Origin of the sequence: Stenotrophomonas maltophilia (assembly GCF_900186865.1) — a bacterium.
GTDB classification, from domain to species: Bacteria; Pseudomonadota; Gammaproteobacteria; order Xanthomonadales; family Xanthomonadaceae; genus Stenotrophomonas; species Stenotrophomonas maltophilia.
In genome coordinates, this window is record NZ_LT906480.1 from 1,363,193 (window position 1) to 1,384,748 (window position 21,556).

A 21,556-nucleotide genomic window follows, 5' to 3' on the forward strand; every position below is an offset into this window, starting at 1 on the left:
CATGGCTCTTTCTCTCAAGGTGTATCAGCAGCGGGCCTTGTGCAGCCTGGCCCAGTTCCTAGAAGACGCCAGGCTGACCGGCCCCGCATCCGCGTTTGAGAAGAACGTGGATGCCGGTCTGATCGCCCACTACAAGCCCATGCCGGGTATGGAAGCCTCGCCCTACGTCTGCCTTCGCATCCCCACTGGCGGCGGCAAAACGGTTATGGGCGCGCACATCATCCAGGCGGCAGGCGACGCCTACCTCGAGCGCGAGTTCCCGCTGGTCATGTGGATGGTGCCCACCACCCAGATCAAGACCCAGACGCTGGAAGCCTTCAAGAACCCCCGCCACCCCTATCGCCAGGAGCTGGACGAGGCGTTTGGGGGCAAGGTCGCGGTGTTCGACGTGGAAGACTTCACCCACATCCGCCCTGCTGATCTGGGAACCAAGGTCTGCGTGGTCATTTCGACGATGGCCGCGCTGCGCGTGGAGAACCAGGAAGGCCGCAAGGTTTACGAGCACCACGAAGATCTGGAGCCTCACTTCGCCGGCAGCGTGTCCGATTTGCCCTACTTGGAGCAGAACAAGGCGGGAAAGGCCATCGCGTCCTTTGCCAATCTGCTGAAACTTCACGGTCCGTTGGTCATCACCGACGAAGCCCACAATGCCAACACGCCCCTGTCCTATCAGGTCTACGAGCGCCTGGGTGCCAAGGTAGTGGTGGAGCTCACCGCAACCCCGGAAGCCAGTAAAAGCAATGTGCTGGTCAGCGTCAGTGCCTTTGAGCTCAAGGGCGCGGACATGATCAAGTTCCCAGTCGTGCTCAAGGAGCACGTCGGGCAATGGGAAGTCGCCGTGGGCAGCGCTGTGGCCCGCCGCAACGAGTTGGGCAAGACCGCGCTGGGCGAGCCGGATTACATCCGTCCCATCCTGCTGATTCAGGCTGAGAACGCCAAGGGCACTGCCACGGTCGAGGAGGTCAAGAAGCACCTCATCGACAACGAGAAGGTGCCCGAGAAGGCGATTGCCATCGCCACGGGCGATCAGCGCGAGATCGACGGCGTGGACCTGTTCGCCAAGGATTGCCCCATCGAGGTCATCATCACCAAGCAAGCGCTCAAGGAAGGGTGGGATTGCTCCTTTGCCTACGTCTTCTGCTCGGTGGCCCAGGTCAAGAGCGACAAGGACATCCAGCAGCTGCTGGGCCGCGTGCTGCGCATGCCGTATGCCACCCGCCGCAAGCAGGAGGTCATGAACAAGGCCTACGCCCATGTCACCACTGCGGCGTTCAATCTGGCTGCCGCAGAGCTCACCAAGTCGCTCATCGACATCGGCTTCAACCCTCTGGAGGCCGTGGGCGCGGTGCTGCCGGATCCCACACCTGGGCCCGGCTTGGACTTGCGAGGCGGCAAGGTCAATCCGGTTCCCGTGACGCCCAAGACCACCATTGCCGTGAGCAAACAACCGGATCTTACTGGTATCCCTGCTCGGGACCAGACCAGCGTTGTTTTCACTCCGAACGAGGAAGGCAAGGGCGGCTCGGTGGAGATCACGGGCGAGGTGGACGAGTCCACCGTGGAAGCGATCACCAAGGCTGTGCCAACCAAGGAGCGGGAGGAGGCCACGGCAACCATCGAGCGCCACCAGATCGCTTCCAAGGCCGTCAAAGCCCCCAGCCAGAACGGCGCAGTGTTCAGCGTGCCCCGGCTTGGGGTCATGGAGCAGGGCGAGCTGGAGTTCGTGGAGAGCGGCGCCACGCCGCCGGGCTTCACCTGGGACTTGCTGGCCTATCCCCCGGACTTGACAAGCCTCAAGTTCAATGCAGATAGCAAGACCTTTGAAGTCGATTTGGTGGAAGAGAAGGTCAGCTACACGCCGATTGATGACGACGTGAACACCTACTTGCCAGGCTTCGCCAAGGACCGCACACAGGCGGACCTGGTGGGCTGGCTGGACCAGAAGATCCGCGATCCAGCGGTCAAGCAGCCCGTGCTGCGGGAGTGGTTGCGCCGGTCCATCGGCGGGCTGTCCGAAGATCGCGGCTTCTCGTTATCCCAACTGCTCAATGGCCAGTTCGTGCTCCGACGGAAGCTCGGCGAGCAGCTTCAGATCGCCAAGGCGGAGGCGCTCAAGGATGGCTTCCAGCAGGCCTTGTTTGGTGCCGACGCCGACATCGTGGTCAGCGATGAGCCCGATGCCATGTTCACCTACCCCGCGGACATGACCCAGTATCCGGCGCACTCCTACTACCAAGGCGGCACGTATCGCTTCCGCAAGCACTACTACCCCTTCGTGGGCGATCTTCAATGGAAGACCGCCGGGGGCAAGGTGGGGGAGGAGTTTCTCTGCGCCCAGGCCATCGATCAGCTGGATGAGGTGGCGTTTTGGGTCCGAAACTTGGTGGACAAGAGCCAGTTCTGGATGCCGACGTCCAAGCAGCGGACCTACCCGGACTTCGTTGCCAAGCTCAAGGACGGTCGCCTGCTGGTCGTCGAATACAAGGGTGGCGACCGTTACACGGCGGACTCCGAAAAGGAGAAACGCATGATCGGGGAGCTCTGGGCCAGCAAGAGCAAGGGAAGGGGGATCTACCTCATGGCCCAGTTGAAGGATGAGAAGGGCAACAGCGTGACCGAGCAGCTGAAGGCAGCCATCGGGGAGTGACTTCATAACAGGGGGAAGGGAATGGCTGTCTATATTTCAGATCTCGATATTCGCAACTTTCGGTCGTGCGTTTCTACGCAGTTGCAGCTGACCGAGTTCACGCCACTCGTTGGGTTGAACAACTGCGGTAAAAGCAACTGCCTCACTGCACTTCAATGGTTGGTAAAAGGGGGGCGCTGGAAGGAGGAAGACTTCCACGATCCACTTCTGCCTATTGAGGTATCTGGCCGTCTCTATGGCATCGTCGAAGAAGACCTTGCCATGCTGGACTTGAAGCATCGAACAAGGATCGAGCCGCATGTGCGTGATGGCGTGCTTCGCATCCGAAAGCATCAGCAAGGGGCTGGCAGTGGCGTTTCACTGACCGTGTTGAACTTAGACACGAACGAGTGGGATCCAAATCCGACTGGCATTGATCAGGCCATCTCAGCTCTTTTCCCGGATCCAATACGGATCGGGGCTATGGAGGATGCGGAAGAGGATGCCAGTAAGGCAAAGACCAGTACGACGATTGGTAAGCTTTTAATAGACATGGTCGCAGCTATTCAAGAAAGGCATCAGGCGGATCTATCGCCGCACCTTTTGGCAATCGTTGGAATGCTTTCCGCTGAGGGTGCAGAACGATTTGAAGAGCTGGGGAGGATTGACGCCTCCATCAATCAAAAAATCGCCGATCTGTTCCCTGGGGTGAGCATCAAGCTGGATTTCCCCGTCCCTGTGTTGAACGACCTCATCAAGGCGGGAACCGTCAAGGTCTATGAGGGAGACGGAAAGGGCAGGGGATTTGGTTCATACGGGCATGGTGCCCAGCGCGCTATTCAGATGGCAATGGTGCGCCACCTGGCTGACCTCAAGCGAGGCGTTGCCATAGCCGGTGGAGTGACGCTGCTGCTGATTGATGAGCCCGAGCTGTTCATGCATCCCTTTGCTGTAGAGCAGGTTCGCGAAGCACTGAGGGCACTTTCCGCGTCGGGCTATCAGGTGGTCTTTTCGACCCACTCTGCTCAAATGATCCTCGCGCGCGACGCTAAAAATGCTTTGTTGATGACGAAGAAGCATCCGCAGGGGACCCAAGCAAGGCCCAGGCTTCAGTCGGTGGTCGAGCAGTTGGTTGCCGAGCCTACGCATCAGCTCCACCAGATCTTCAGTTTGACCAACTCTTCCCAGATGCTCTTCGCTGACAAGGTGGTCTTGACCGAGGGAAAGACAGAGCTCCGGTTGCTCCCCAGCCTCTTCAATGCAGTCTCCGGCAAGACCATGGGGCAGTCTTCGCTCGCGATTGTCGCGATGAGCGGCGTCTCGGATACCCAGAAGTCCATGGAGATCCTGGAGGCGCTGGGCCTTCCAGCATGCGCGATTGTGGACCTTGATTACGCGTTTCGGCAGGCCACCAAGCACGGTTTCCTTGACCCGAGCGACACTGATATCGCTACATGCCGCTCGATGCTAAGAACGATGGCGGACGAGGGTCAGATCACCTTGGACGAAGGGGGACTCCCTAAGAAGGGCCCCCAGGGCCCGGCCTCGAAGGCTTTCGAGCTTCTAGCGGAAAGAGTAGAAGCATTGCCGCACATCCAGGCACTCGTCCGAAAGCTTCGGGACAAATCGATCTGGCTATGGAGCCGGGGTGCCATCGAGCCTCATGTTGGGCTGACCGAAAAGAAGGAGCACGCCTGGCTGGCGTTCCAAGTGAAGGTCGAAAGCGATGGGGTGGATGCAGCATGTGCGGACGCAGCAAGCGTGCGAGAACTCGTGGAGTGGCTGGCTCGCTAACGTCCGCTAGCACGTTGGCTAGTCCACCGGCCCGGAGCGCTCGCGGAGCTTCTCGCAAGCGCGCTGGGCGGCATGACCATCGTTAGTCTGGCAGGGCGAATGTGAGTTTAGCCAACCCGTGCCGGCATGGCTTGGAGCGTGGCGTTCAGTTCGTTGCCGAACGCCACGATGAACTTGCTTTGACGGTTATGTTCTTTTCGCAGCGTCTCCAGCACCCAGCGGGCGGGATAGGATCTGTCTCCGAAGGTGAACTCGCCGAACTGCAAGCCATGTTCCTTTACCTGATCTATCTCAAACTTCGTTTGATAGGAAACTTTGATCAAGGATCGATGCTTGGAATGGTTGTTGAGGTCATCGATGTAGACGAAACTTTCGTCCGCAACGAGTTGGCTGTAGACCTCTTTCAGTGGCTCAGGAAGGCGTCTGTTCACCTCCTTTCGGGTGATGTCTCGCAAGCGCTGGATACGAGTTTTTTCATCCAAGTCCATTCCTAATGCCCAGTAGGCGAAGTAGGCCAAGTGGTCGGGGAGAGAGTGAAGGTTCTGGACGCAAGCAAATGCATGGGCGTGGGAAAAGCGAAAGTGTTCCCAGGCCCCGGGCTCGTCGTCTTCGTCAAATACGCCCAAAAAAACCAACATGGCCTCATCGCTGGTTCGGCCTTCCATCGGCTTCTTGATGAAATAGTTGGCTTGCCTGTAGTGGTATTCGCTGAAGTAAATGCGCTCATTGAGTGCCTGTAGGCAAGAACGCACCTTCTCTAACTGATCGCGGCCAAAGATTCGTTCGACCTGTCCACGCGTTTCGTCGTTATTCCATCGCTTCCTAACCTGGTTCATCCATTCACCCTAACTAGCTGGTCACACCTCGTAGTTTATGCCGGACACAATGCATCCTGCTTGACCGACCAAGCCGGTTTCCGGATGGGCTTGCTTGCCCTTTGGCCGCCATGCCGCGCCCGCGAACTCTTCCTTGGCGAGCCAAAGTCGGCGGGAGAGTGCTGCGGCCTGGTTTCGCGCGCGAGCGTCAATGCTGTGGGCTAGGGCACCGCTGGTGGCACCACGACATCAAGGAGCGTGAAGTCCAGGCCCAATGGGACGGCGAAGGTTTGGGCAATGACTTTCTGACTCTTGCCCAGCGAGTCGCCAGGAGCTTTGACCTCCACGAAGCGGAGCTGCCGTTCCCTCCACATCGTGATGTCCGGCCAGCCGCGGCGGTATTCGTAGGGGTTAGAGGCGAAAATGGTGGCAATGCGGTGAAGCAAATCAGAGCCGGCAACTTCAAACAGTTCCAATAGCATCCAGCGCTCCAGGCCGGGAAACACATCGAGAACTGACGAGGTGTCGGACGAATGCCCCCACGCCGTTTGCTCTATGTGTGGACCCCGAGACGCCATTTGGTCAAAGTTAGCCGCCACTTGACCGGCGGTTGCGCGGGCCAGATTCGTGAGCAACTCGGCAACGGTGTAGGATCGTCCGTAGGATGGTTCTGCGGCCAGCGTATAGAGCGCCTCGACGTAGCGCGTGCGCTCGTCGTATCCAAGGTTCTGGAACGACATGGCTTTGATGAGGGTCAGCAAAAGGCCGCCTTCGCCGCTGAACCCTCGCCATCCTTGCTGGGCGAAGTGGGACAGGGCCGCCTTTTCGACCGAAAGCGGCTGGCTCATTTGTGGGCACATCCACTGTTTCGGGCCGGGGCCGCATTTCAGGCGGACCTTCTCGTATCCAAACCCCGCCTTTTCGGCATTTCGCTGTCGGACCGTGATCATGTCTCATCTTAGCTCAGGGGTGACGATTGGAAATGCCTATCCCGACCAGCGCTGAAGGTGTGAGCGCCGCCGGGCGACGGTTAGCAGGGGGATTGATCATGAGATTGAAAGAAGTTTTGGCTCGTCGCTGCACTATTCGCCGTATGCCCACCCGTTATCGCCAAATATGAGGAGGTGAATAAGGCATCCGTCCAAGTCGGCACCGCGACGCCGCGGGGCAACTCGACGAGTCTCGAATGCAAGGCAGGCAGCCTGGCGATCGCCCAGCGCTACGGGAGGGGCTCGATGGCCGTTTCGATGACCAGCTAACACGCCTGAATCCAGTCCACCCGACCGCTAGGGGTCTTCTTCTAAAGCTTTTTGACCAAGAGCGTCGAGGCCGGACGCACGCTGATCTGCCGCACGAGGCTGGTTTCGGTGGATGGAAGTTGGCCGAAGGGCGCGTCCTGCGTTGGCCCTGGCTCCGCCGATGGGCTATAACCCTTGCTTGCCCTCAACGGAGTATTTGCCTTGGCCTTGACCACTCTTCAGTCGATCAACGCAGAAATCAAGCACCTCGAAGCCCAAAAGCGGCTGGTTGAGAAGCGCGATGGTGAGGTGCCCAAGGCGATTGCGGTGCTTCAGAAGTATGCGAAGGTTCTCAGCCCCGCCCAGCGTCGCCAGGTTGCCAAGCTCATTGGCGAGGCCATTGACGTCAAGCCGGCGCGTTCCCCGAAACCTTCTGTGGGGCCGCTGAAGGGCCGAAAGCTCGGCAAAGTCGCCCCCAAGTATCGACTCCCGACGGGAGAGACCTGGGCAGGCCGAGGGCTGGCACCCAAGGCTTTCACGGCATGGGCCAAGTCGGCCGAAGGCAAGGCGTGGGCGCAGGCCAACCCTGGGGCCAAGTTCCCGCCCGCCGCTGGCAAGGTGAAGAAGGCCGCGGCTAAGGGAGCTGCGAAGGTGGGCAAGGTCGCCAAGAAGGCAAAGCCGATTCGGAAACCTGCCAAGAAGGCCAAGGCGAAGCCGGCAGCTTAATCCCTGCACAAAGACCCTGCGAATGCCCGTGCCAAGGCGTTGGCCGCTGCACACGTGTTGCTCGAAATGGCCGACGGGACGCTCTTGCAAGGGGAGGCTGGAACGCGACTGCGCACCGAGTTTGGGCTTCACTGGTCCGCCTTGACGTGCGTCCAATACTTGTCAGGGAAGGACGCGGTCGCTGCATTGACCGCCCTTCCGAGCGATGGGAGCGAGCAGGGGCGGACGAAATCGGATCTCCTCCAAGCCGTGGTCATGGCCCTGGCGGTTGTCCGCGAGGCGCGAGGGAGTGGTTGAGGGAAGGTGTCTGCCAGCAAGCTGTCCCTGCGCCTTCAAGAGGTGCGAGCCGGCTCAAACGAGGGTTCGTAGAGCTTGATGAGGTCATACAGGAGCATGCGCAATCCCTGGCGGCAGTCTGGACCACCATCTTCCCACTGCCAGCCGCTTCTGAACCAAGGCCCGGAACGCTTCAGGGGAGGGAGCTGGTCCCGTTCGCTTGTGCCTGCACTGGTTGCATCGGGCATGCGCGGCCACCACATTCCCGGATACGTCTCGGCCCCCATCCTGCTGGGCGACCAGGTGCTCCGCGGTGCATTGAAAGGCTCGAGCCTTGCTGGGCTTCAGCCCGAGCTCTGAAGGAGCTGCGAGCCACATCGGCAGGCCGCAGTAGTAGCAGCGGCCGAACTGGGCATGGAAGGCAGACGTGCGGAGGGATTTGCGGCGTTTGGTCGTCATGGATGGCTCCGGAATCGAAAAAAGATTCCCGCGCCCCCATTGGGTGGACCTCGGGCACCCGGAGCCTATTGGCTATGCGGGCACAACACCGACGCTTCTGCGACCGGCGATTGCTTTTTAGCTCACTCGTGCCCTCGGTGCAAGCGCTTGGGTTGGCCCCTGCAACTCTTGTTGCCCGATCCTCTTGCGGAAATAGATTTATCGAGTATTGGTGAAGCAAGCCCAATCCGGGCCACTTTCCCTTTCCCTAAATCCGAGGAGGATTTTTCATGCGCAAGACCCTTTCTTTTTCTCTGGCCTTGATGGCCGCGTTTTCTGCCGCTTCGGCCTCCGCCGCCGACGTCACCGAAGACTTGATGATTTCTGCGACCGTGAACAACGAGTGCAGCCTGCTCGTGACCCAGCTGGGCGGCGGTGAATACAACGGTTTGGCGTCCGGCACGCAGGGTTATTCCAACGGCGCGTTGCTGGTTCGCTGCAACCAAGGCACCGCCTTCAGCATCGTGCCCGGCGACGGGTTGAACTACGGCGCCGCGATTGCTCGTCCCAATCACCGCGCCGTGTCCGATGGGGCCGGAAACTTCGTCGCCTACGGCCTCTTCAAAGATCCCGGTGCCAGCCAAGTGTGGGGCAGTGGGGCCGATGCTTGGGAGGGCGTGGGAACCGGTGAGCAGCAGATGATCGGCATCGGTTATGCCTTCTACGATTTGAACAAGGTGCCCGGTGGAACCTTCTCCGACACCATCGCCGTAACCCTGACTTATTGATCCTCAACCGTTTCCCTTAAAGCCCCCGGAAATCCTCGGGGGTTTTCTTTTGGGGGTGGGTTGACAACTTTGAATGTTTTGGTTGGATCAAAGGAGGTGATCGGTTTGGAGGAGTGATGTTGAAGCGTTTGTTGGCCGTTTCGTTGTGCTCATTGTTCGCCGTGCCTGCGTGGGCGGGCAACGTGTCGCTATTTCCCACAAGCATCGTGGCCCCGGCTGGAGAAAAGGCAGGGGCGTTGACCTTGGAAAACCATGGGGAAACCCCCGAGCGCTTTCAGGTGACGGTGCTGGACTGGTCCCAAGATCCCAGCGGGCAGGACGTGACCGGCCCCGCCAAGGCGGTGATCGCGGCACCGTCCATTGTCGAAATCCCGCCTGGGTCCCGCCGGGCCGTGCGGTTGGTGCGCACCCAAGGCATCGGCACGCCGGGCTACTACCGCGTGCTGCTGCGCCAGTTGCCCCAGCCGTCCACGGCGGGCCAGGTGCAGTTGTTGATCCACCAGAACCTGCCGGTGGGGTTTGAAGACGCCAAGGCCGGTCCTCCGGTGCTCACGGCCCGCTTCACCGCCGACGGCCTTCTGCTGACCAACACCGGTTCGACCGCCGCGCGCCTGATCGCCGTCGGTCCTCAAGGCATGCCGGCATGGCGCGAAGGGGCGTTGGGATGGGTATTGCCGGGGCAGAGCAAGCACGTGGAGCTCAAGCCTGGTCTCAAGGCGTCCACGCTCTCAATCACGGTCAACGGGGCTCCCGTCGTCGTCCCCGTGAACTGAGGGCGACACGTGCGGCGGGGAAGCGTCCTGGGCCTCGCGCTGGCCCTGTCCATTGGCAGCGCGCACGCGGCCATCCCAGACGGGGTGGAGCCGGTGCTGGCCGCGCCGATCCAGGCCAACGGGCTGCCCGCGAAGGACCCCGTGTTGCTCTGGCAGCAAAGTGGGGCCTGGGTGGCCGAATCCACGACCTGGCAGCAGCTCGGCGTGACCCTTCGCCCGGGCGAGGAGGGCCAGGACCTGACCGACCAAGCCTTGGGCGTGACCGTGGCTTACACCCCCGAGAACGCCACCGTCCAGCTCACCATTCCGGCTGACCGCAAGCCGGCGCAGCAGCTCAGCCAGCACGGCACTCCGGTTTCTCAGGTGTCGCCCGCCATCGGGGGCGTCTTGGTCAACTACAACCTCGCCACCCAGATTGCAGGCGGCCAACAAGCCACGTCCTTGGCACTGGACGCGCGCACCGGAGGGCGTTGGGGCGCGGTCTCCACCACCGGGCAGCTCAACCAATCCCCCAACGGGTTTGGCATGCGCCGCGGCATGACCGCTTGGCAGAAAGACGACCTGCCGCGCCAACGGACTTGGCAAGCCGGCGATGTCTACGCCACGCCCCGCATCGGCCCCGTGGCGCTGGGCGGCATTCGACTCGCGAAGGACCCGGCAGCACTGGATCCGCTCACGCCGACGTGGCCCGTCCCGACCTTGGGGGGCATCGCGTTGGATCCGGGGCAGGTCAAGGTCCTGTCCAACCAGGCCGAAATCACACGCCAAGACGTCAAGGCCGGCCCCTTCACCGTGGACGGTCGAAACGTGGCCCTGGGGGCCAGCCAAACGGATGTAGTGGTGCGTGACGCCTACGGCCGGGAAACTGCCGTTTCCACTGCACGGCTCTACGTGGCCCCAACCCTGCTGCGTCCCGGGCTCTCCGCGTGGGAAATCGCGGCGGGACAAGTCCGCGAAGACGAAAACCGCTACGGCACGGCCGGCGTCAGCGCGTCGTGGGCCAAGGGCGTCAACGACCGCTGGACCATCCGAGCCGGTGGTCAGGTGGACGAGAACGGCAAGGGCAACGTCACCGTGGGTTCCACCTGGGCCCCGGGCACTTGGGGCGTTTTCGATGGCGAGGTGGGCCGCTCAAGCCAAGGTGGAACGCGCTGGGCGGCCAGCTACGACTACCGCGGCCCCAAGCTGGGCGTTCGATTGGAACACGAAGAGAACGAAGGCTTCTGGCGCCTGCAGAGCACCTACGCCACACCCATTGCCTCGCGCACCCAAGCCTCCGTGTTCTACCGCCCGGATCGCCGCTTCACTGTGCGTGGCATCTACAGTGCCATCGACACGGGGCGCTCCAGCCTGGCCTTCGCTTCCTTGGGCGTGAGCGCGAACCTGGGCACTGCAGGCCAGGTGTCCGCCAACGTGCTCCGAGACCTCCAAGGCGACGATCTTCAAGTGTCCGCCAGCTACACCTACCGCTTCGGCAGCAAGGCCAGCGTGGGCGTTCGGGCCCGCCAGGCCCCAGGCCAGGATGCCCTGACCACCCGAGCGACCTACCGCACCGAGGGCGGCCTTCGCTTGGCGGCAGAGCACACCGAGGGCGATCAGGGCAGCACCCGGGCCACGGCGGATGCCATGACGCGTTACGGCGACGCCCGGATCATGGTGGACCACTACGACGGGCAAACCCAGGTGGCGGCCAACTTCTCCGGCGCCGTGTTCCTGGACCACCGCGGCGTGGCCTTCGGGCGACCCGCCTACGCCAGCTTCGCCGTGGTGGATGTGCCGGGCCAGGCGGGCTTGCCGGTGCGGGTCAACGGAGCGCCGGTCGGCCAGACCAACAAGCAAGGCCGCGTGTTGGTGACCGACGTTCCCTCCCTGCTACCCACCACCGTCAGCCTCAAGGACAAGGAGCTGCCGGTGGGCGTGGAGATCGGGGAGACCGAAAAGCAATCCGTGGCGCCCCGCCAAGGCGGTGTGCGGGTGACCTTCCCCGTGCTGACGCAGAACGCCCGGGCCTTCATCCTGACAGGTCCGATCATCGCGCCGGGCACCGTCGCGTCCACGCCGAACGAACAAGCCATGGTCGGCTACGACGGAGCCCTTTACCTAGAACACCCTGAGCCGGGGATGGCCGTCGAGGTTTCCGGCGTGTGCAAAGCCGTGTTGCCGTCGCCACTGCCGGGCGTGGACGAAGTGGCGAAGTTAAGGTGCAACTAGCCGCTCAGGTCTCCCTCGCGAGTAGGCGGCACCCCTAGCACCCTTGCCTTTGCAGCAATGACTGCGCAAACGGTCGACCCACAAGCTGGGCAAACCGCAGGCTTGAGAAGCCTCTCTGGCAAGATAGGAACGATGGCCTCGCATTCGCAGCGCAGCCCCAAGGCTTCGACCTTCTGCACCCGCCGCTCCGGGTCCCCCTTGATGGCCAAATAGCTCGAGTTGCACTTGGTATTCGGGCAGAAAACGGGCTTGTCCCCCGCTTGCTCGGCCGGGCCGAGAATGAGCACATGGCCGCAGTCGACGCATTTGCCCGTCGCGAGATCCTTGCTGGCAGCGATCAGCGTCGAGCTCGCAACCTCTTCCAGCTCAGCGATGAGAACACGGAGCCTTTCGATCTTCGGCCGTGCGTTCGTCAGATCTTTGCGCAGATGGAGAAAGCTCCCCAACGAGTTGTAGTAACTGCGAAACTTGCCCCAAGGAATGCGCTTGGCCTCGCCGATCGGCAAGAAATCCTTGTCCTTGAAAGCGGCCTTCAAGTCACTTGAGGCAAAATCGAGGTCTTTGGGCGGTGGCGTTACCGAGATGGAGAAGCTGGCCGTTTGATCAGAGTTCGGATCGAAGGCGGCCAGCATTTTGATGATCTGGTCCGGTCGCCACTCGCGAGCAAGCTCGGTGGAAACGTCTTCACCATATGCAGCCAAGTTCTGATACGCCACGGATTCCAGGCAGAATCGTAGTTCCAGCGCGGCGTAGATCAATGACGCGTCATCGCCCCTGCTGATTAGTTCTTTAGCCGTGCTTAAACGTTCCGCGATGTTGTAAAGGGCCATAATCAAAGGTTACTCGATTGGAACTCGGGATCAAGTTAACAGCCGCCTGTAGGCGCTATCTCACAACGCGATTGCCTAAATGCGTGGGCGGGACTAAAGTTCGTGGAGGGGGGGATGGCCAGACAAGTTGAGAAGGAGCGCCCAATGCCCATCAGGGCCGTGGTGTATGTCAGCGAGGCATCCGACGCGTTGCGCGGCGATCTGCTTGGCCTCCGGAGCGGCAAGCTCCAGGAGCTGGTCGACGACGCAACTCGATTTAACCGGGACGCAGGTGTCAGTGGGGTGCTCTTGTTCGACGGGACGCGCTTCGTCCAATACTTGGAGGGCCCCCCGGACGGGTTGGACGTGGTGTTCTCAAGGGTGCTCGGTGCTTCGAGCCATCACGACCTGATCGAGCTGCAAAGCGGGACGATCATGGATCGCCGCTTGCCTTATTGGCCTATGCGCTGGTTGCCTGTGGAAGTTAAAGAGCTGAGCGAGGTCGCAGTGGGCGACTGGACCGGTTTCAAGGTGCGGGGGGATGGAGAAGCGTTGAACGCAACGGCGATCGACCGGCTGCTGTTCCTAGTGAGCAGACGCGCACTGGTAGGAAGATGAACCAGTGGCGACCGCCTGGCCGCGCAAGGAATCCGCCCCCCTACGTGCAGCCCAAGTCTTCGTGGATCGCCGTAACAAGCTGTCGGAAGCGGTAAGGCTTCGGGAGAAATCGAACCGTCTCGGGCAGCGGGGGCAGCTGCGAGCGTTGAAGGCCAGACGCGAGCATGACGCGGGCCTGGGGTTGAGCAACCGCGGCTTCCGCCGCGACCTCCAGCCCGTCGGCGCTGTCTGGCATGTTGAAGTCGGTCACTACCACCGCGAACCTGGCGTCGCCGCGCAGGAGGACGAGGGCCTCATCCCCGTTGCTGGCGGGAGTGACTTGGAAGCCCTGAGAGGTCAGAGCCTCTACGACGACGCTGCGGAGATCGTCTTCGTCTTCAACAAACAACACGTGGATCGGCATCTCAATGCTCTGGTGCGGGGAAGCAAAGGCTAACGCGGGTTCCCTTCCCAAGCTCGCTCTGGAGCTCGGTGAACCCGCCGGACTGGGCCGTGAAGCCAAACACTTGGCTCAAGCCCAGCCCGCTGCCCCTTCCAATGGGTTTGGTGGTGAAAAACGGTTCAAATACCCTGGCCTGCTGGTCCGCCTCAATCCCTGAACCGTCGTCTCGGATGCTCAGGCAGATGTAAGGTCTTTCACTGGTGTTGGGCAACGTAGGATCACGGGTTTGCCGCGCAGAGGCCGTGATGAGGATCGTTCCGCCCTTCGGCATGGCGTCGCGGCTGTTGCACACAAGGTTAAGGATTGCGGCCTCCAGCTGTGCCTTGTCCACCGACAGGGTCGGAAGGCCCCGGGAAACTTCGACGGTCAATGCGATCGCGTCGCCGGCGGAGCGGCGCAGCATCGCTTCGCATTCGGCCATCAAGGCGGCCAAGTCGACTGCCTCTGGCACCAAGGTTTGTCCCTTGCCGAAGGTCAGCAACTGCCGAGTCAGAAGGGCCCCGCGCTCGGCGGCCCGCTGCGCGGTATCGATGAGCTTGGCCACGCCTCCGTCTTTCACCCGCAGGCTGATGAGCTCCAGACAGTTGGCCACGATCGTCAACAGGTTGTTGAAATCATGGGCCAAGCCGAGCGTGAACTTCCCGATGGCCTCCATCTTCTGCGCCTGCAGGAGATCGCGCTGGGCTTGGAGCAGCTGCTCCTGCGCTTCGTGGCGCTGGGTGATGTCGCGGGTGATTTTGGCAAACCCCACCAGTTCCCCGTCTTCCCAGATGGGATCGATCACGACGCTGGCACGAAAGCGGGTCCCGTCCTGCCGCAATCGCCAGCCCTCGGCGACGTAGCGCCCTTCTAAGGCCGCGGTCCGCAGGTTTCGCTCTGGTAGGCCGGCTTGGGCCTCCTCGGGCAGGTAGAAGCGGGAAAAGTTGGTGCCGACCACGTCGGCAGCCTGGTAGCCCTTGATTCGTTGCCCACCCGGGTTCCAGGTCTGGATCACCCCGCTGGGGTCGAGCATGTATAGGGCGTAGTCGGTGACCGAGTTCACCAGCAGGGCAAACTGCCGGCTCTCGTCCCTCAAATCGGTTTTCGCTTTCGCTGGTTGGTTCATGGGTCATCCTCTCGGCAGGGCCACCGAAGGGCGACAGAGTGCGCAGTGTAGAAGAGCGACGGCCGTCATCCTTTTGCGCCCTCTTAACAAATCGGGCGAGCCCTCGGGCCACACTGTCCAATCGTGGCACATCCACTCAGAGCGCTTGTAGGGAGAAAGTCATGGGATTGGACGGCAAAGCAGTAAGGGTTCTTCTTGTAGAGGACGAACCCACTCTCATGATGGTCTTGGAGCAGGCCATTGCCCAAGTCGGCTACGACGTCTCCAAGACGGCCGAAGATTTGCCCACAGCCTTGGTATGCGCCGAGGAGGCGGCCTTCGATGTTGCGGTGCTGGACGTCAACTTGAACGGGGTCGAGTCTTACCCCGTGGCCGATCGCTTGGTCGAGTTGGGGGTGCCGTTCCTGTTTACGACCGGCCTTGGGGCCAACCGGCTGCCCGAACGCTTCAAAGGCACGCCCTTCCTTGAAAAGCCGTTTCGCCTAAAAGAGATCGCCGCGGCCCTCCAGTCCCTTTGCCAGGAACTGGAGGTTCATTGAGTTTCCGGGCCTTGGGCACCGGTCGGGACCTTCGGGTCCCTTTTTTATTTCAGCGGGGCCTCGACCTGCTGGTAGGTGCCCACGGTCTCGCTCACGCCTAGGATGTGGCCCTTCGCGGCCTTCAGCACCTCGTCCCGCGTTGCCCCGGCCTTCATATCAAGCACGGTGTCCAAGGCCAACAGCTGGAAGTGGTAATGGTGGGGTCGATCGCCCACTGGCGGTTTGGGGCCGAAATACCCCACAGACCCCCGGCTGTTCACCCCCTGCAGCATTCCCTCCGGCTTCAGGAGTCGCGGATCGACCGGCAGGCCCTCCGGCAGCGATTGCGTGGTCGCTGGGATGTTGTAAGCGACCCAGTGAACGAAGGGTTTGACGTTGGCTGCATCCGGATCCTCCATGATCAGCGCATAGGACTTGGCACCAGGCACCGGGCTCCAAGAAAGAGCGGGCGATGCATCGTCGTGATACGCGCTGAAGCGGGGAGGCAATGCTTGGCCCGAGGAGAACGACGGGGAGCGGAACTCGAACGTGGCGGCTTTGCCGATCCGATCCTTGGCCAACGGCACGCCCGAGCCTTGATTGACTTGGGCCATCAAGGGCCCGCTAGGCACTGCGGTCGCGGGGGAGGCGGACGCTTGGCCTGGGCCGTAAGTCACTCTGTAGATGACGCCGTTGGCATCGTCGCCGACCAAAAGTGCACCGCCCTTCGTCATCGCCAGACCGACGGGCCTTGCGATATGCGCCTGGCCGTTGTCGACCAGGAAGCCTGTCAGGAAGGGCTCAAACCCGACCGGCTTGCCGGCGTTGAAACGAACCCGCACCACCTCGTAGCCCGACGCAGGCTTGCGGTTCCAGGAACCGCGCATCGTCACGAAGGCGTCCCCCCGGTAAGCTGCCGGGAACTGCTGGCCGGTGTAGAACAGCATCTGCATGGGGGCCGCGTGGGCGGTGTAGCCGAGCACCATGGGCTCGCTTGTCGCCGCCCATTGCTGTTTGCTGATCTGCCCTGGCGGGGTGCTCTGGGGATTCACCCCGTCCTTGCCCCAGATGTGGGGCCAACCATACTTCTTTCCTTTCTGAATGCGGTTGAGCTCCTCGGGCTGCTCATCGTTGCCCAAGTAGTCGATGCCGTGATCCATCCCCCACAGCTCCCCCGTTTTGGAGTTCCAAGCAAAGCCGATGGTGTTCCGCAGGCCGCTGGCAAAGATGGACCGGCTCTTGCCATCCGGCGAGGACCTCAGCAGCGCCGCATGCTCGGGATTGGTCTCGTTGCACGCGTTACAGGACGAGCCCACGCTGATGTAGAGCATCTCATCAGGGCCAAAGGCCAGCGTGCGGTTGGGGTGCTGACCGCCATCGGGCAGGTCGTTGATGATCCGTTCCTCTGGACCCAACGTGCCGTCCGGGCGTATGGGGGCGCGATACACGCGTCGTTGGCCGTGGCGACATACAGCTGCCCGTTGGCGATGGCCAGCCCGTGCGCTCCTGGACGTGAGAAGACCACCTTCGGTTCGGCGTCCAAGGCTCCGTCTTCATTGGCATCCTCCAGCAACAGCACGTCGCCTTGATCTCGACGTGAGATATAAATCCGCCCGTCCGGCGCTACGGCGATGATCCGGGGATTCTGAAGGCCTTGCGCAAGGGGACGCACCTGGAAGCCGCTGGGCACCTTCAGGGCCTGAACGTGCTCAGGCGTCGCCTCTGCCTTGGCCGGTTTGAACGTGTGGACGTTGGCTTGGACGTCGGTTCCGTCCCCCTGCTGAGCGAAGGCGAGAGAGGGGGCCAGCAAGACGAGCAAAAGCGCGGAACGGGTCATGAGGATGGCCTGGCGCTGAGGAGCGTTCAGCATGTGGCGGGAGCGGTCAATGGCCTGCGAATGCGTTGCATGCGCGCCGTTCACCACGAGGGCCATCGATCTCCAGGCCCACGCACCGCCGGTCTGAGATGCTCCGCCGTTCGCCAAGCCTTCACTCGGGGATCGCTTGATCCGCATCCCAGCCTCGATACGGTAAGGCTTCGCCCGACACGAGAGGAAGACATCCATGGCAGAGCTCAAAGAGAACCTGTTGGACTGGCTGCGCGACGCACACGCGATGGAACAGCAAGCCGAAACCATGCTGAAGGGGCAGGCTTCGCGGATCGAGCACTACCCAGTGCTGAAGGCGCGCATTGAAGAGCACATTCAGGAAACCATTGGCCAGCGCGAACGGCTGGAAGGGTGCATCAAGCGCTTGGGCGGCTCGCCGTCGACCCTCAAGGACGTGATGGGCAAGATGGCAGCCTTCGGTCAGGCCGTCGGCGGCATGACGGCCTCCGACGAGATCGTCAAAGGCGCGATGGCCGGTTACGTCTTCGAGCATTTCGAGATCGCCTCCTACACGGCCCTGATCGCCGCAGCGAAGACGGTGGGCGATGCAGAAACGGCCCGGATCTGCGAAGAAATCCTCGTGCAGGAAGAGGCGATGGCCGACTGGCTGGCGGCCCACCTGCCCGAGGTGACCGAAGAGTTCATGGTGCGCGACGCCACGCCGGGCGTCGAAGCCAAAAAGTAACCGCTGCGCCGCGCCGGCCGGGTTCACGCCCGGCCGACGCGGCCGGGCCTACAACGAAAGGCCCTAGGATTGGAGGCGGCTGGCATGCCCAGGCCCATCTGGAGTGGTTCGTTGTCCTTCGGGCTGCTCAACGTTCCGGTGTCCCTCATGTCCGGCGAGCGTCGCATGGATCTGAGCTTTCGCATGTTGGACGCACGAAACAAAAAGCCCATTCGCTACGAGCGGGTCAACGCCGAAACCGGCGAAGAAGTGCCTTGGAAGGACATCGTCAAAGCCTTTGAATACGACAAGGGCAGCTACGTCGTCATAGAGAAAGAAGACATCGCCGCGGCCGCCCCCGAGACGCACGAGTCCATCGACGTGGAGGCCTTTGTCGACGCCGAGAGCATCGGGCTGAGGTTCTTCGAAAAGCCCTACATCTTGGTGCCCGGCAAGAAGGCCGAAAAGGGCTATGTCCTGCTCCGAGAGACCCTGAAGGAAACCGGCAAGGTGGGCATCGCCAGGGTGGTCATCCGCACGCGCGAATACATTTGCGCGGTGATGCCCGAAGGCGATGCGTTGATCATGATCCTGCTTCGCTACCCGCAGGAGTTGGTGGCTCCGGACGAATACAAACTGCCGCAGGGGGGGGCGTCGGACTACCGGGTTGCGCCCAAAGAGCTCGAAATGGCCAAGCAGCTGATTGAGAGCATGACCTCTGAGTGGGAGCCGGACAGCTACCAGGACGAGTTCCGCGAGCGCCTGTCCGACATCATCAAGAAGCGGGTGAAGCAGGCCGGAGCCACGACCACCTTCGAGGAACCGGAACATCGCGAGGACTCGGCGACCAACGTGGTGGACTTCATGGCGCTGCTCCAGAAGAGCTTGGAAACCAACAAGCGCACCCCGGCGAAAGCAACGCCGGTGAAGACCGCCTCCAAGTCCTCCACCAAAGACAGCAAGCCTGCCAAGAAGGCCGCCATAAAGAAGGCCCCAGCAAAGAAAGCCGCAAAGAAAGCCCCCGCCAAGAAGGCTCTAAAGAGCGCCTGATCACCCAAGGAGAATCCCATGAGCGACGACAAGAAGAACACCGGCAGCCCGGACCGCGACCGCATCAACGTCAACGAAGACTACGAGCTGCAGTATTGGACCAAGGCGCTGGGCGTGTCGGTCGATCAGGTCCGGGCCGCTGTCAAAGCCGTTGGCCCCACCGCTGCGGCCGTTCGCAAGCACTTGGGCAAGTAACGTGGCGCCGTCATGTCCTTGGTCGAATACCGTCGCAAGCGCCGCTTTGACCAGACCAACGAGCCCGAGCCTGGCAAAGCGCTGCCGCAAGGGCAGCGCGCCATTTTCGTGGTCCAACTTCACCACGCCAGCCGCCGGCACTACGACTTCCGGCTGCAAATCGGCGACGCCCTGAAGAGTTGGGCCGTCCCCAAGGGCCCTAGCTACGACCCCAAGGTCAAACGGATGGCGGTCGAAGTGGAAGACCATCCCGTCGACTACGCTAGCTTCGAAGGCGAGATCCCCAAGGGGCAATACGGCGGTGGGCACGTGGCCCAGTTTGATCACGGCGTTTGGGCCACCCAAGGAGACCCAGAGGCACAACTTGCCAAGGGTCACCTGCGATTCGAGCTGTTCGGCACCAAGCTCAAAGGCGGGTGGCACTTGGTCCGGTCCGGCAAACCGGCCCGTCAGCCGCAGTGGCTGTTGTTCAAGGACGACGATGCGTATGCGAGCGATCTGGAAGCGGACGATCTGCTCGCCGATGTGTCGGCGGCCCCAACGGCAGACATCAGGAGGGCCGGCGGCGGTAAAGCCGACAAGAAGAAGCTCAAAGCCCTCCCTGCAAAGCGTGCGCGACGGAAGAACTGGGCCAAGAAGGCCTTGGCCCTGCCCAAAGCGAAAGAGGCGGCTCCGCCTTCCGGCCCCTTCGAGCCCCAGTTGGCCAAGCTGGGGGAGGCCCCGCCGCAGGGCGACCAATGGGTCCATGAGATCAAGTGGGACGGGTATCGGATCCTCGCAACGGTCGCCGATGGGGCCGTCCGGCTCTGGTCCCGCAACGCGTTGGAGTGGACCGACAAGATCCCCGAGATACGCGACGCCGTGGCGGAGTTGGGCCTTACCTCTGCTGCCTTGGATGGCGAACTCATCGCCGGATCGGGCACCAAGGAGGACTTCAACCTGCTCCAGGCGACATTGTCCGGGGAGCGGCAAGGCGCGCTGGCCTACGCGCTCTTCGACCTGCTCCACATCGATGGCGTGGACGTGGCCGCAGCACCTCTGTTGGAGCGCAAGGCGCTCCTGCAGGAGCTGCTGGCGGGCCAGGCCGGCCACTTGGCCTTCAGCTCTCACGTCCAAGGCGACGGCAACGAAGCCTACCGCCTGGCTGGCGAACAGCACTTTGAAGGCATCATTTCCAAGCGCGCCGATCGCGGCTACCACCCCGGCCGCAGCGACGACTGGCGCAAGACCAAGCAGCTGGCCAGCGACGAGTTCGCCGTGGTCGGTTACACGGCCCCCAAGGGCAGCCGCAGCGGCTTTGGCTCGCTTTTACTGGCCAAGCCCGACGCCAAACACGGTTGGCTCTACGTGGGCCGGGTGGGCACCGGGTTCTCCGACGCCTTGATCAAGGACGTGAGCAAGAGGATCCAAGGGGGAGGCAAGAAGCCGACGGCCTACGTGCCCACCGAGGACACCGATCTTCGCTCTGCCACGTGGTTCGAGCCGCGCTTCGTGGTGGAGGTGTTCTATCGCGGCATCGGGGGGCAGCAACTGCTGCGCCAAGCCTCCTTGAAAGCCGTGCGGGCCGACAAGGAAGTGAATGATTTGGCGGATTCGGATCGCGCCGCCCCGGCGAAACCGGCCCGTGGCAAACGGGCATCGGCGGCGTCTTCTGCCCGCAAGACCGCCGCAACGCCTCAAGTCGAACGCGTGCCCCCCAAACTGTCCTCCCCGAGCAAGGTCCTTTTCCCTGGCGACGGCTATACGAAGCAAGACGTTTGGGATTACTACTCGGCAGTGATGGATCACCTGCTGCCCGAGGTGATCAACCGGCCCTTGTCGATCATTCGCTGTCCCGCCGGCACTGGCAAGCCTTGCTTCTTCCAGAAGCACCACACCGCCGGGCTGGAGCTGGTGGACTCGGTCAAGCTGAAGGAGGACAGCGGCATCAACGCCCACTACCTCGTAGTGCGCGACGCGGCCAGCTTGCTGGAGCTGGTCCAGTTCAATGCCCTGGAGTTCCATCCGTGGGGAAGCCACGCGGAGGAGCCTGACCGTGCCGACCGGGTGGTATTCGATCTAGACCCCGGCCCAGATGTGCCTTTCGCGGAGGTAAAAAAGGCTGCCACTGATATCCGGAAGCTTCTGGCCCAACTAGAGCTGGAGTCCTTCCTGCGGGTATCCGGAGGCAAGGGCCTTCATGTCGTGGTGCCCTTGAATCCCGGGTGCGACTGGGACCTGACCAAGCGCTTCGCCAAAGGATTCGCCGACGCGTTGGCCCAGTCGGAACCTCAGCGGTTCTTGGCCACCGCCACCAAAGCCCTTCGAAACAAGCGGATCTTTGTCGACTACCTGCGTAACGGTCGAGGTGCCACCGCAGTGGCGTCGTATTCCCTGCGGGGTAGACCGGGCGCGCCTGTCGCGATGCCTCTGGCGTGGAGCGAGCTGCCAAACCTCAAACGGGCTGACGCGTTCACGATCAAGGACGTGCCGGGCAAGCTGAAACGTCGCCGCAAGGATCCCTGGGAGGGCATCGATGCGTTGAAGCAGAACTTGTCGAAATGGGCCCGAAACGACTAGCCGCTATCCCCGCGGTCGTGTCC

19 protein-coding genes are annotated in these 21,556 nt (G+C 62.0%); 12 read left to right on the forward strand and 7 right to left on the reverse strand.

The genetic code is table 11. The annotated features are described in order from the left end of the window. The first annotated feature begins 1 nt into the window (after nucleotide 1). A complete protein-coding gene (locus CKW06_RS06530; RefSeq protein ID WP_024957523.1) occupies nucleotides 2-2,647 on the forward strand; it encodes a DEAD/DEAH box helicase in 2,646 nt (881 codons plus the stop codon). A gap of 21 nt (nucleotides 2,648-2,668) precedes the next feature. Beyond that, on the forward strand, nucleotides 2,669-4,420 hold the full coding sequence (locus CKW06_RS06535) for an ATP-dependent nuclease (protein WP_024957524.1): 1,752 nt from the start codon (nucleotides 2,669-2,671) through the stop codon (nucleotides 4,418-4,420). A gap of 107 nt (nucleotides 4,421-4,527) precedes the next feature. Here CKW06_RS06535 and CKW06_RS06540 read toward each other — a convergent pair whose 3' ends face one another. Both CKW06_RS06540 and CKW06_RS06545 read right to left on the reverse strand, forming a co-directional pair. Then, nucleotides 4,528-5,256, reverse strand: a complete 729-nt coding sequence (locus tag CKW06_RS06540) for a hypothetical protein (protein ID WP_024957525.1) — start codon at nucleotides 5,254-5,256, stop codon at nucleotides 4,528-4,530. Nucleotides 5,257-5,456: 200 nt separating this feature from the next. Next, nucleotides 5,457-6,185: a VRR-NUC domain-containing protein gene (locus tag CKW06_RS06545; protein WP_024957526.1), complete on the reverse strand. Its 729-nt coding sequence runs from the start codon at nucleotides 6,183-6,185 to the stop codon at nucleotides 5,457-5,459. 510 nt (nucleotides 6,186-6,695) lie between these two features. On the opposite strand from CKW06_RS06545, the gene CKW06_RS06550 reads away from it, so the two are divergent. Next, nucleotides 6,696-7,199: an H-NS family nucleoid-associated regulatory protein gene (locus tag CKW06_RS06550; protein ID WP_024957527.1), complete on the forward strand. Its 504-nt coding sequence runs from the start codon at nucleotides 6,696-6,698 to the stop codon at nucleotides 7,197-7,199. A 381-nt stretch (nucleotides 7,200-7,580) separates the two neighbouring features. Here CKW06_RS06550 and CKW06_RS24160 read toward each other — a convergent pair whose 3' ends face one another. Next, nucleotides 7,581-7,934, reverse strand: coding sequence for an HNH endonuclease (locus tag CKW06_RS24160; protein ID WP_076738368.1), 354 nt, complete (start codon nucleotides 7,932-7,934; stop codon nucleotides 7,581-7,583). Between the two features lie 269 nt (nucleotides 7,935-8,203). Between CKW06_RS24160 and CKW06_RS06565 the strand changes: the two genes are divergently transcribed. The 3 genes from CKW06_RS06565 to CKW06_RS06575 all read left to right on the forward strand — a co-directional run bounded on the left by CKW06_RS06565 (nucleotide 8,204) and on the right by CKW06_RS06575 (nucleotide 11,685). After that, nucleotides 8,204-8,701: a Csu type fimbrial protein gene (locus CKW06_RS06565; RefSeq protein WP_077684466.1), complete on the forward strand. Its 498-nt coding sequence runs from the start codon at nucleotides 8,204-8,206 to the stop codon at nucleotides 8,699-8,701. Nucleotides 8,702-8,817: 116 nt separating this feature from the next. After that, the gene (locus CKW06_RS06570; RefSeq protein WP_024957530.1) at nucleotides 8,818-9,474 is read left to right on the forward strand and encodes a fimbrial biogenesis chaperone; all 657 of its coding nucleotides are present in this window, start codon (nucleotides 8,818-8,820) and stop codon (nucleotides 9,472-9,474) included. A 9-nt stretch (nucleotides 9,475-9,483) separates the two neighbouring features. After that, on the forward strand, nucleotides 9,484-11,685 hold the full coding sequence (locus tag CKW06_RS06575) for a fimbria/pilus outer membrane usher protein (RefSeq protein ID WP_024957531.1): 2,202 nt from the start codon (nucleotides 9,484-9,486) through the stop codon (nucleotides 11,683-11,685). On the opposite strand, the gene CKW06_RS06580 is transcribed toward CKW06_RS06575, so the two are convergent. Next, a complete protein-coding gene (locus tag CKW06_RS06580; RefSeq protein WP_024957532.1) occupies nucleotides 11,682-12,515 on the reverse strand; it encodes a hypothetical protein in 834 nt (277 codons plus the stop codon). The genes CKW06_RS06575 and CKW06_RS06580 overlap by 4 nt on opposite strands. Before the next feature lie 144 nt (nucleotides 12,516-12,659). Here CKW06_RS06580 and CKW06_RS06585 point away from each other — a divergent pair, with 144 nt between their 5' ends. Next, complete coding sequence (locus tag CKW06_RS06585; RefSeq protein WP_024957533.1) at nucleotides 12,660-13,112, forward strand: BLUF domain-containing protein; 453 nt, start codon at nucleotides 12,660-12,662, stop codon at nucleotides 13,110-13,112. Between the two features lie 40 nt (nucleotides 13,113-13,152). Here CKW06_RS06585 and CKW06_RS06590 read toward each other — a convergent pair whose 3' ends face one another. Continuing rightward, a complete protein-coding gene (locus CKW06_RS06590) occupies nucleotides 13,153-13,515 on the reverse strand; it encodes a response regulator (protein WP_024957534.1) in 363 nt (120 codons plus the stop codon). A gap of 1 nt (nucleotide 13,516) precedes the next feature. Beyond that, nucleotides 13,517-14,659, reverse strand: coding sequence for a two-component system sensor histidine kinase NtrB (locus CKW06_RS06595; protein WP_024957535.1), 1,143 nt, complete (start codon nucleotides 14,657-14,659; stop codon nucleotides 13,517-13,519). A gap of 161 nt (nucleotides 14,660-14,820) precedes the next feature. Here CKW06_RS06595 and CKW06_RS06600 point away from each other — a divergent pair, with 161 nt between their 5' ends. Further along, the gene (locus CKW06_RS06600; RefSeq protein ID WP_024957536.1) at nucleotides 14,821-15,198 is read left to right on the forward strand and encodes a response regulator; all 378 of its coding nucleotides are present in this window, start codon (nucleotides 14,821-14,823) and stop codon (nucleotides 15,196-15,198) included. 44 nt (nucleotides 15,199-15,242) lie between these two features. On the opposite strand, the gene CKW06_RS06605 is transcribed toward CKW06_RS06600, so the two are convergent. Then, a complete protein-coding gene (locus CKW06_RS06605) occupies nucleotides 15,243-16,625 on the reverse strand; it encodes a YbhB/YbcL family Raf kinase inhibitor-like protein (RefSeq protein ID WP_197697522.1) in 1,383 nt (460 codons plus the stop codon). Nucleotides 16,626-17,240: 615 nt separating this feature from the next. Here CKW06_RS06605 and CKW06_RS06610 point away from each other — a divergent pair. The 4 genes from CKW06_RS06610 (at nucleotide 17,241) to ligD (ending at nucleotide 21,533) form a co-directional block, all read left to right on the forward strand. Then, complete coding sequence (locus CKW06_RS06610; RefSeq protein WP_024957537.1) at nucleotides 17,241-17,750, forward strand: ferritin-like domain-containing protein; 510 nt, start codon at nucleotides 17,241-17,243, stop codon at nucleotides 17,748-17,750. Between the two features lie 84 nt (nucleotides 17,751-17,834). Then, a complete protein-coding gene (gene ku, locus CKW06_RS06615; protein ID WP_024957538.1) occupies nucleotides 17,835-18,779 on the forward strand; it encodes a non-homologous end joining protein Ku in 945 nt (314 codons plus the stop codon). 18 nt (nucleotides 18,780-18,797) lie between these two features. Continuing rightward, nucleotides 18,798-18,974 (forward strand): DUF3606 domain-containing protein, encoded by a 177-nt coding sequence (locus CKW06_RS06620; protein ID WP_064485349.1) that lies wholly within the window; start codon nucleotides 18,798-18,800, stop codon nucleotides 18,972-18,974. 12 nt (nucleotides 18,975-18,986) lie between these two features. Further along, a complete protein-coding gene (ligD, locus tag CKW06_RS06625) occupies nucleotides 18,987-21,533 on the forward strand; it encodes a DNA ligase D (protein ID WP_024957539.1) in 2,547 nt (848 codons plus the stop codon). Nucleotides 21,534-21,556: the final 23 nt, after the last annotated feature.

Bases quoted from the DNA above. Each gene is read 5' to 3' on its own strand.
- CKW06_RS06530 (WP_024957523.1), top strand. From the start codon at position 2: ATGGCTCTTTCTCTCAAGGTGTATCAGCAGCGGGCCTTGTGCAGCCTG.
- CKW06_RS06535 (WP_024957524.1), top strand. From the start codon at position 2,669: ATGGCTGTCTATATTTCAGATCTCGATATTCGCAACTTTCGGTCGTGC.
- CKW06_RS06540 (WP_024957525.1), bottom strand. From the start codon at position 5,256: ATGAACCAGGTTAGGAAGCGATGGAATAACGACGAAACGCGTGGACAG.
- CKW06_RS06545 (WP_024957526.1), bottom strand. From the start codon at position 6,185: ATGATCACGGTCCGACAGCGAAATGCCGAAAAGGCGGGGTTTGGATAC.
- CKW06_RS24160 (WP_076738368.1), bottom strand. From the start codon at position 7,934: ATGACGACCAAACGCCGCAAATCCCTCCGCACGTCTGCCTTCCATGCC.
- CKW06_RS06565 (WP_077684466.1), top strand. From the start codon at position 8,204: ATGCGCAAGACCCTTTCTTTTTCTCTGGCCTTGATGGCCGCGTTTTCT.
- CKW06_RS06570 (WP_024957530.1), top strand. From the start codon at position 8,818: ATGTTGAAGCGTTTGTTGGCCGTTTCGTTGTGCTCATTGTTCGCCGTG.
- CKW06_RS06580 (WP_024957532.1), bottom strand. From the start codon at position 12,515: ATGGCCCTTTACAACATCGCGGAACGTTTAAGCACGGCTAAAGAACTA.
- CKW06_RS06585 (WP_024957533.1), top strand. From the start codon at position 12,660: ATGCCCATCAGGGCCGTGGTGTATGTCAGCGAGGCATCCGACGCGTTG.
- CKW06_RS06590 (WP_024957534.1), bottom strand. From the start codon at position 13,515: ATGCCGATCCACGTGTTGTTTGTTGAAGACGAAGACGATCTCCGCAGC.
- CKW06_RS06595 (WP_024957535.1), bottom strand. From the start codon at position 14,659: ATGAACCAACCAGCGAAAGCGAAAACCGATTTGAGGGACGAGAGCCGG.
- CKW06_RS06600 (WP_024957536.1), top strand. From the start codon at position 14,821: ATGGGATTGGACGGCAAAGCAGTAAGGGTTCTTCTTGTAGAGGACGAA.
- CKW06_RS06610 (WP_024957537.1), top strand. From the start codon at position 17,241: ATGGCAGAGCTCAAAGAGAACCTGTTGGACTGGCTGCGCGACGCACAC.
- ku (WP_024957538.1), top strand. From the start codon at position 17,835: ATGCCCAGGCCCATCTGGAGTGGTTCGTTGTCCTTCGGGCTGCTCAAC.
- CKW06_RS06620 (WP_064485349.1), top strand. From the start codon at position 18,798: ATGAGCGACGACAAGAAGAACACCGGCAGCCCGGACCGCGACCGCATC.
- ligD (WP_024957539.1), top strand. From the start codon at position 18,987: ATGTCCTTGGTCGAATACCGTCGCAAGCGCCGCTTTGACCAGACCAAC.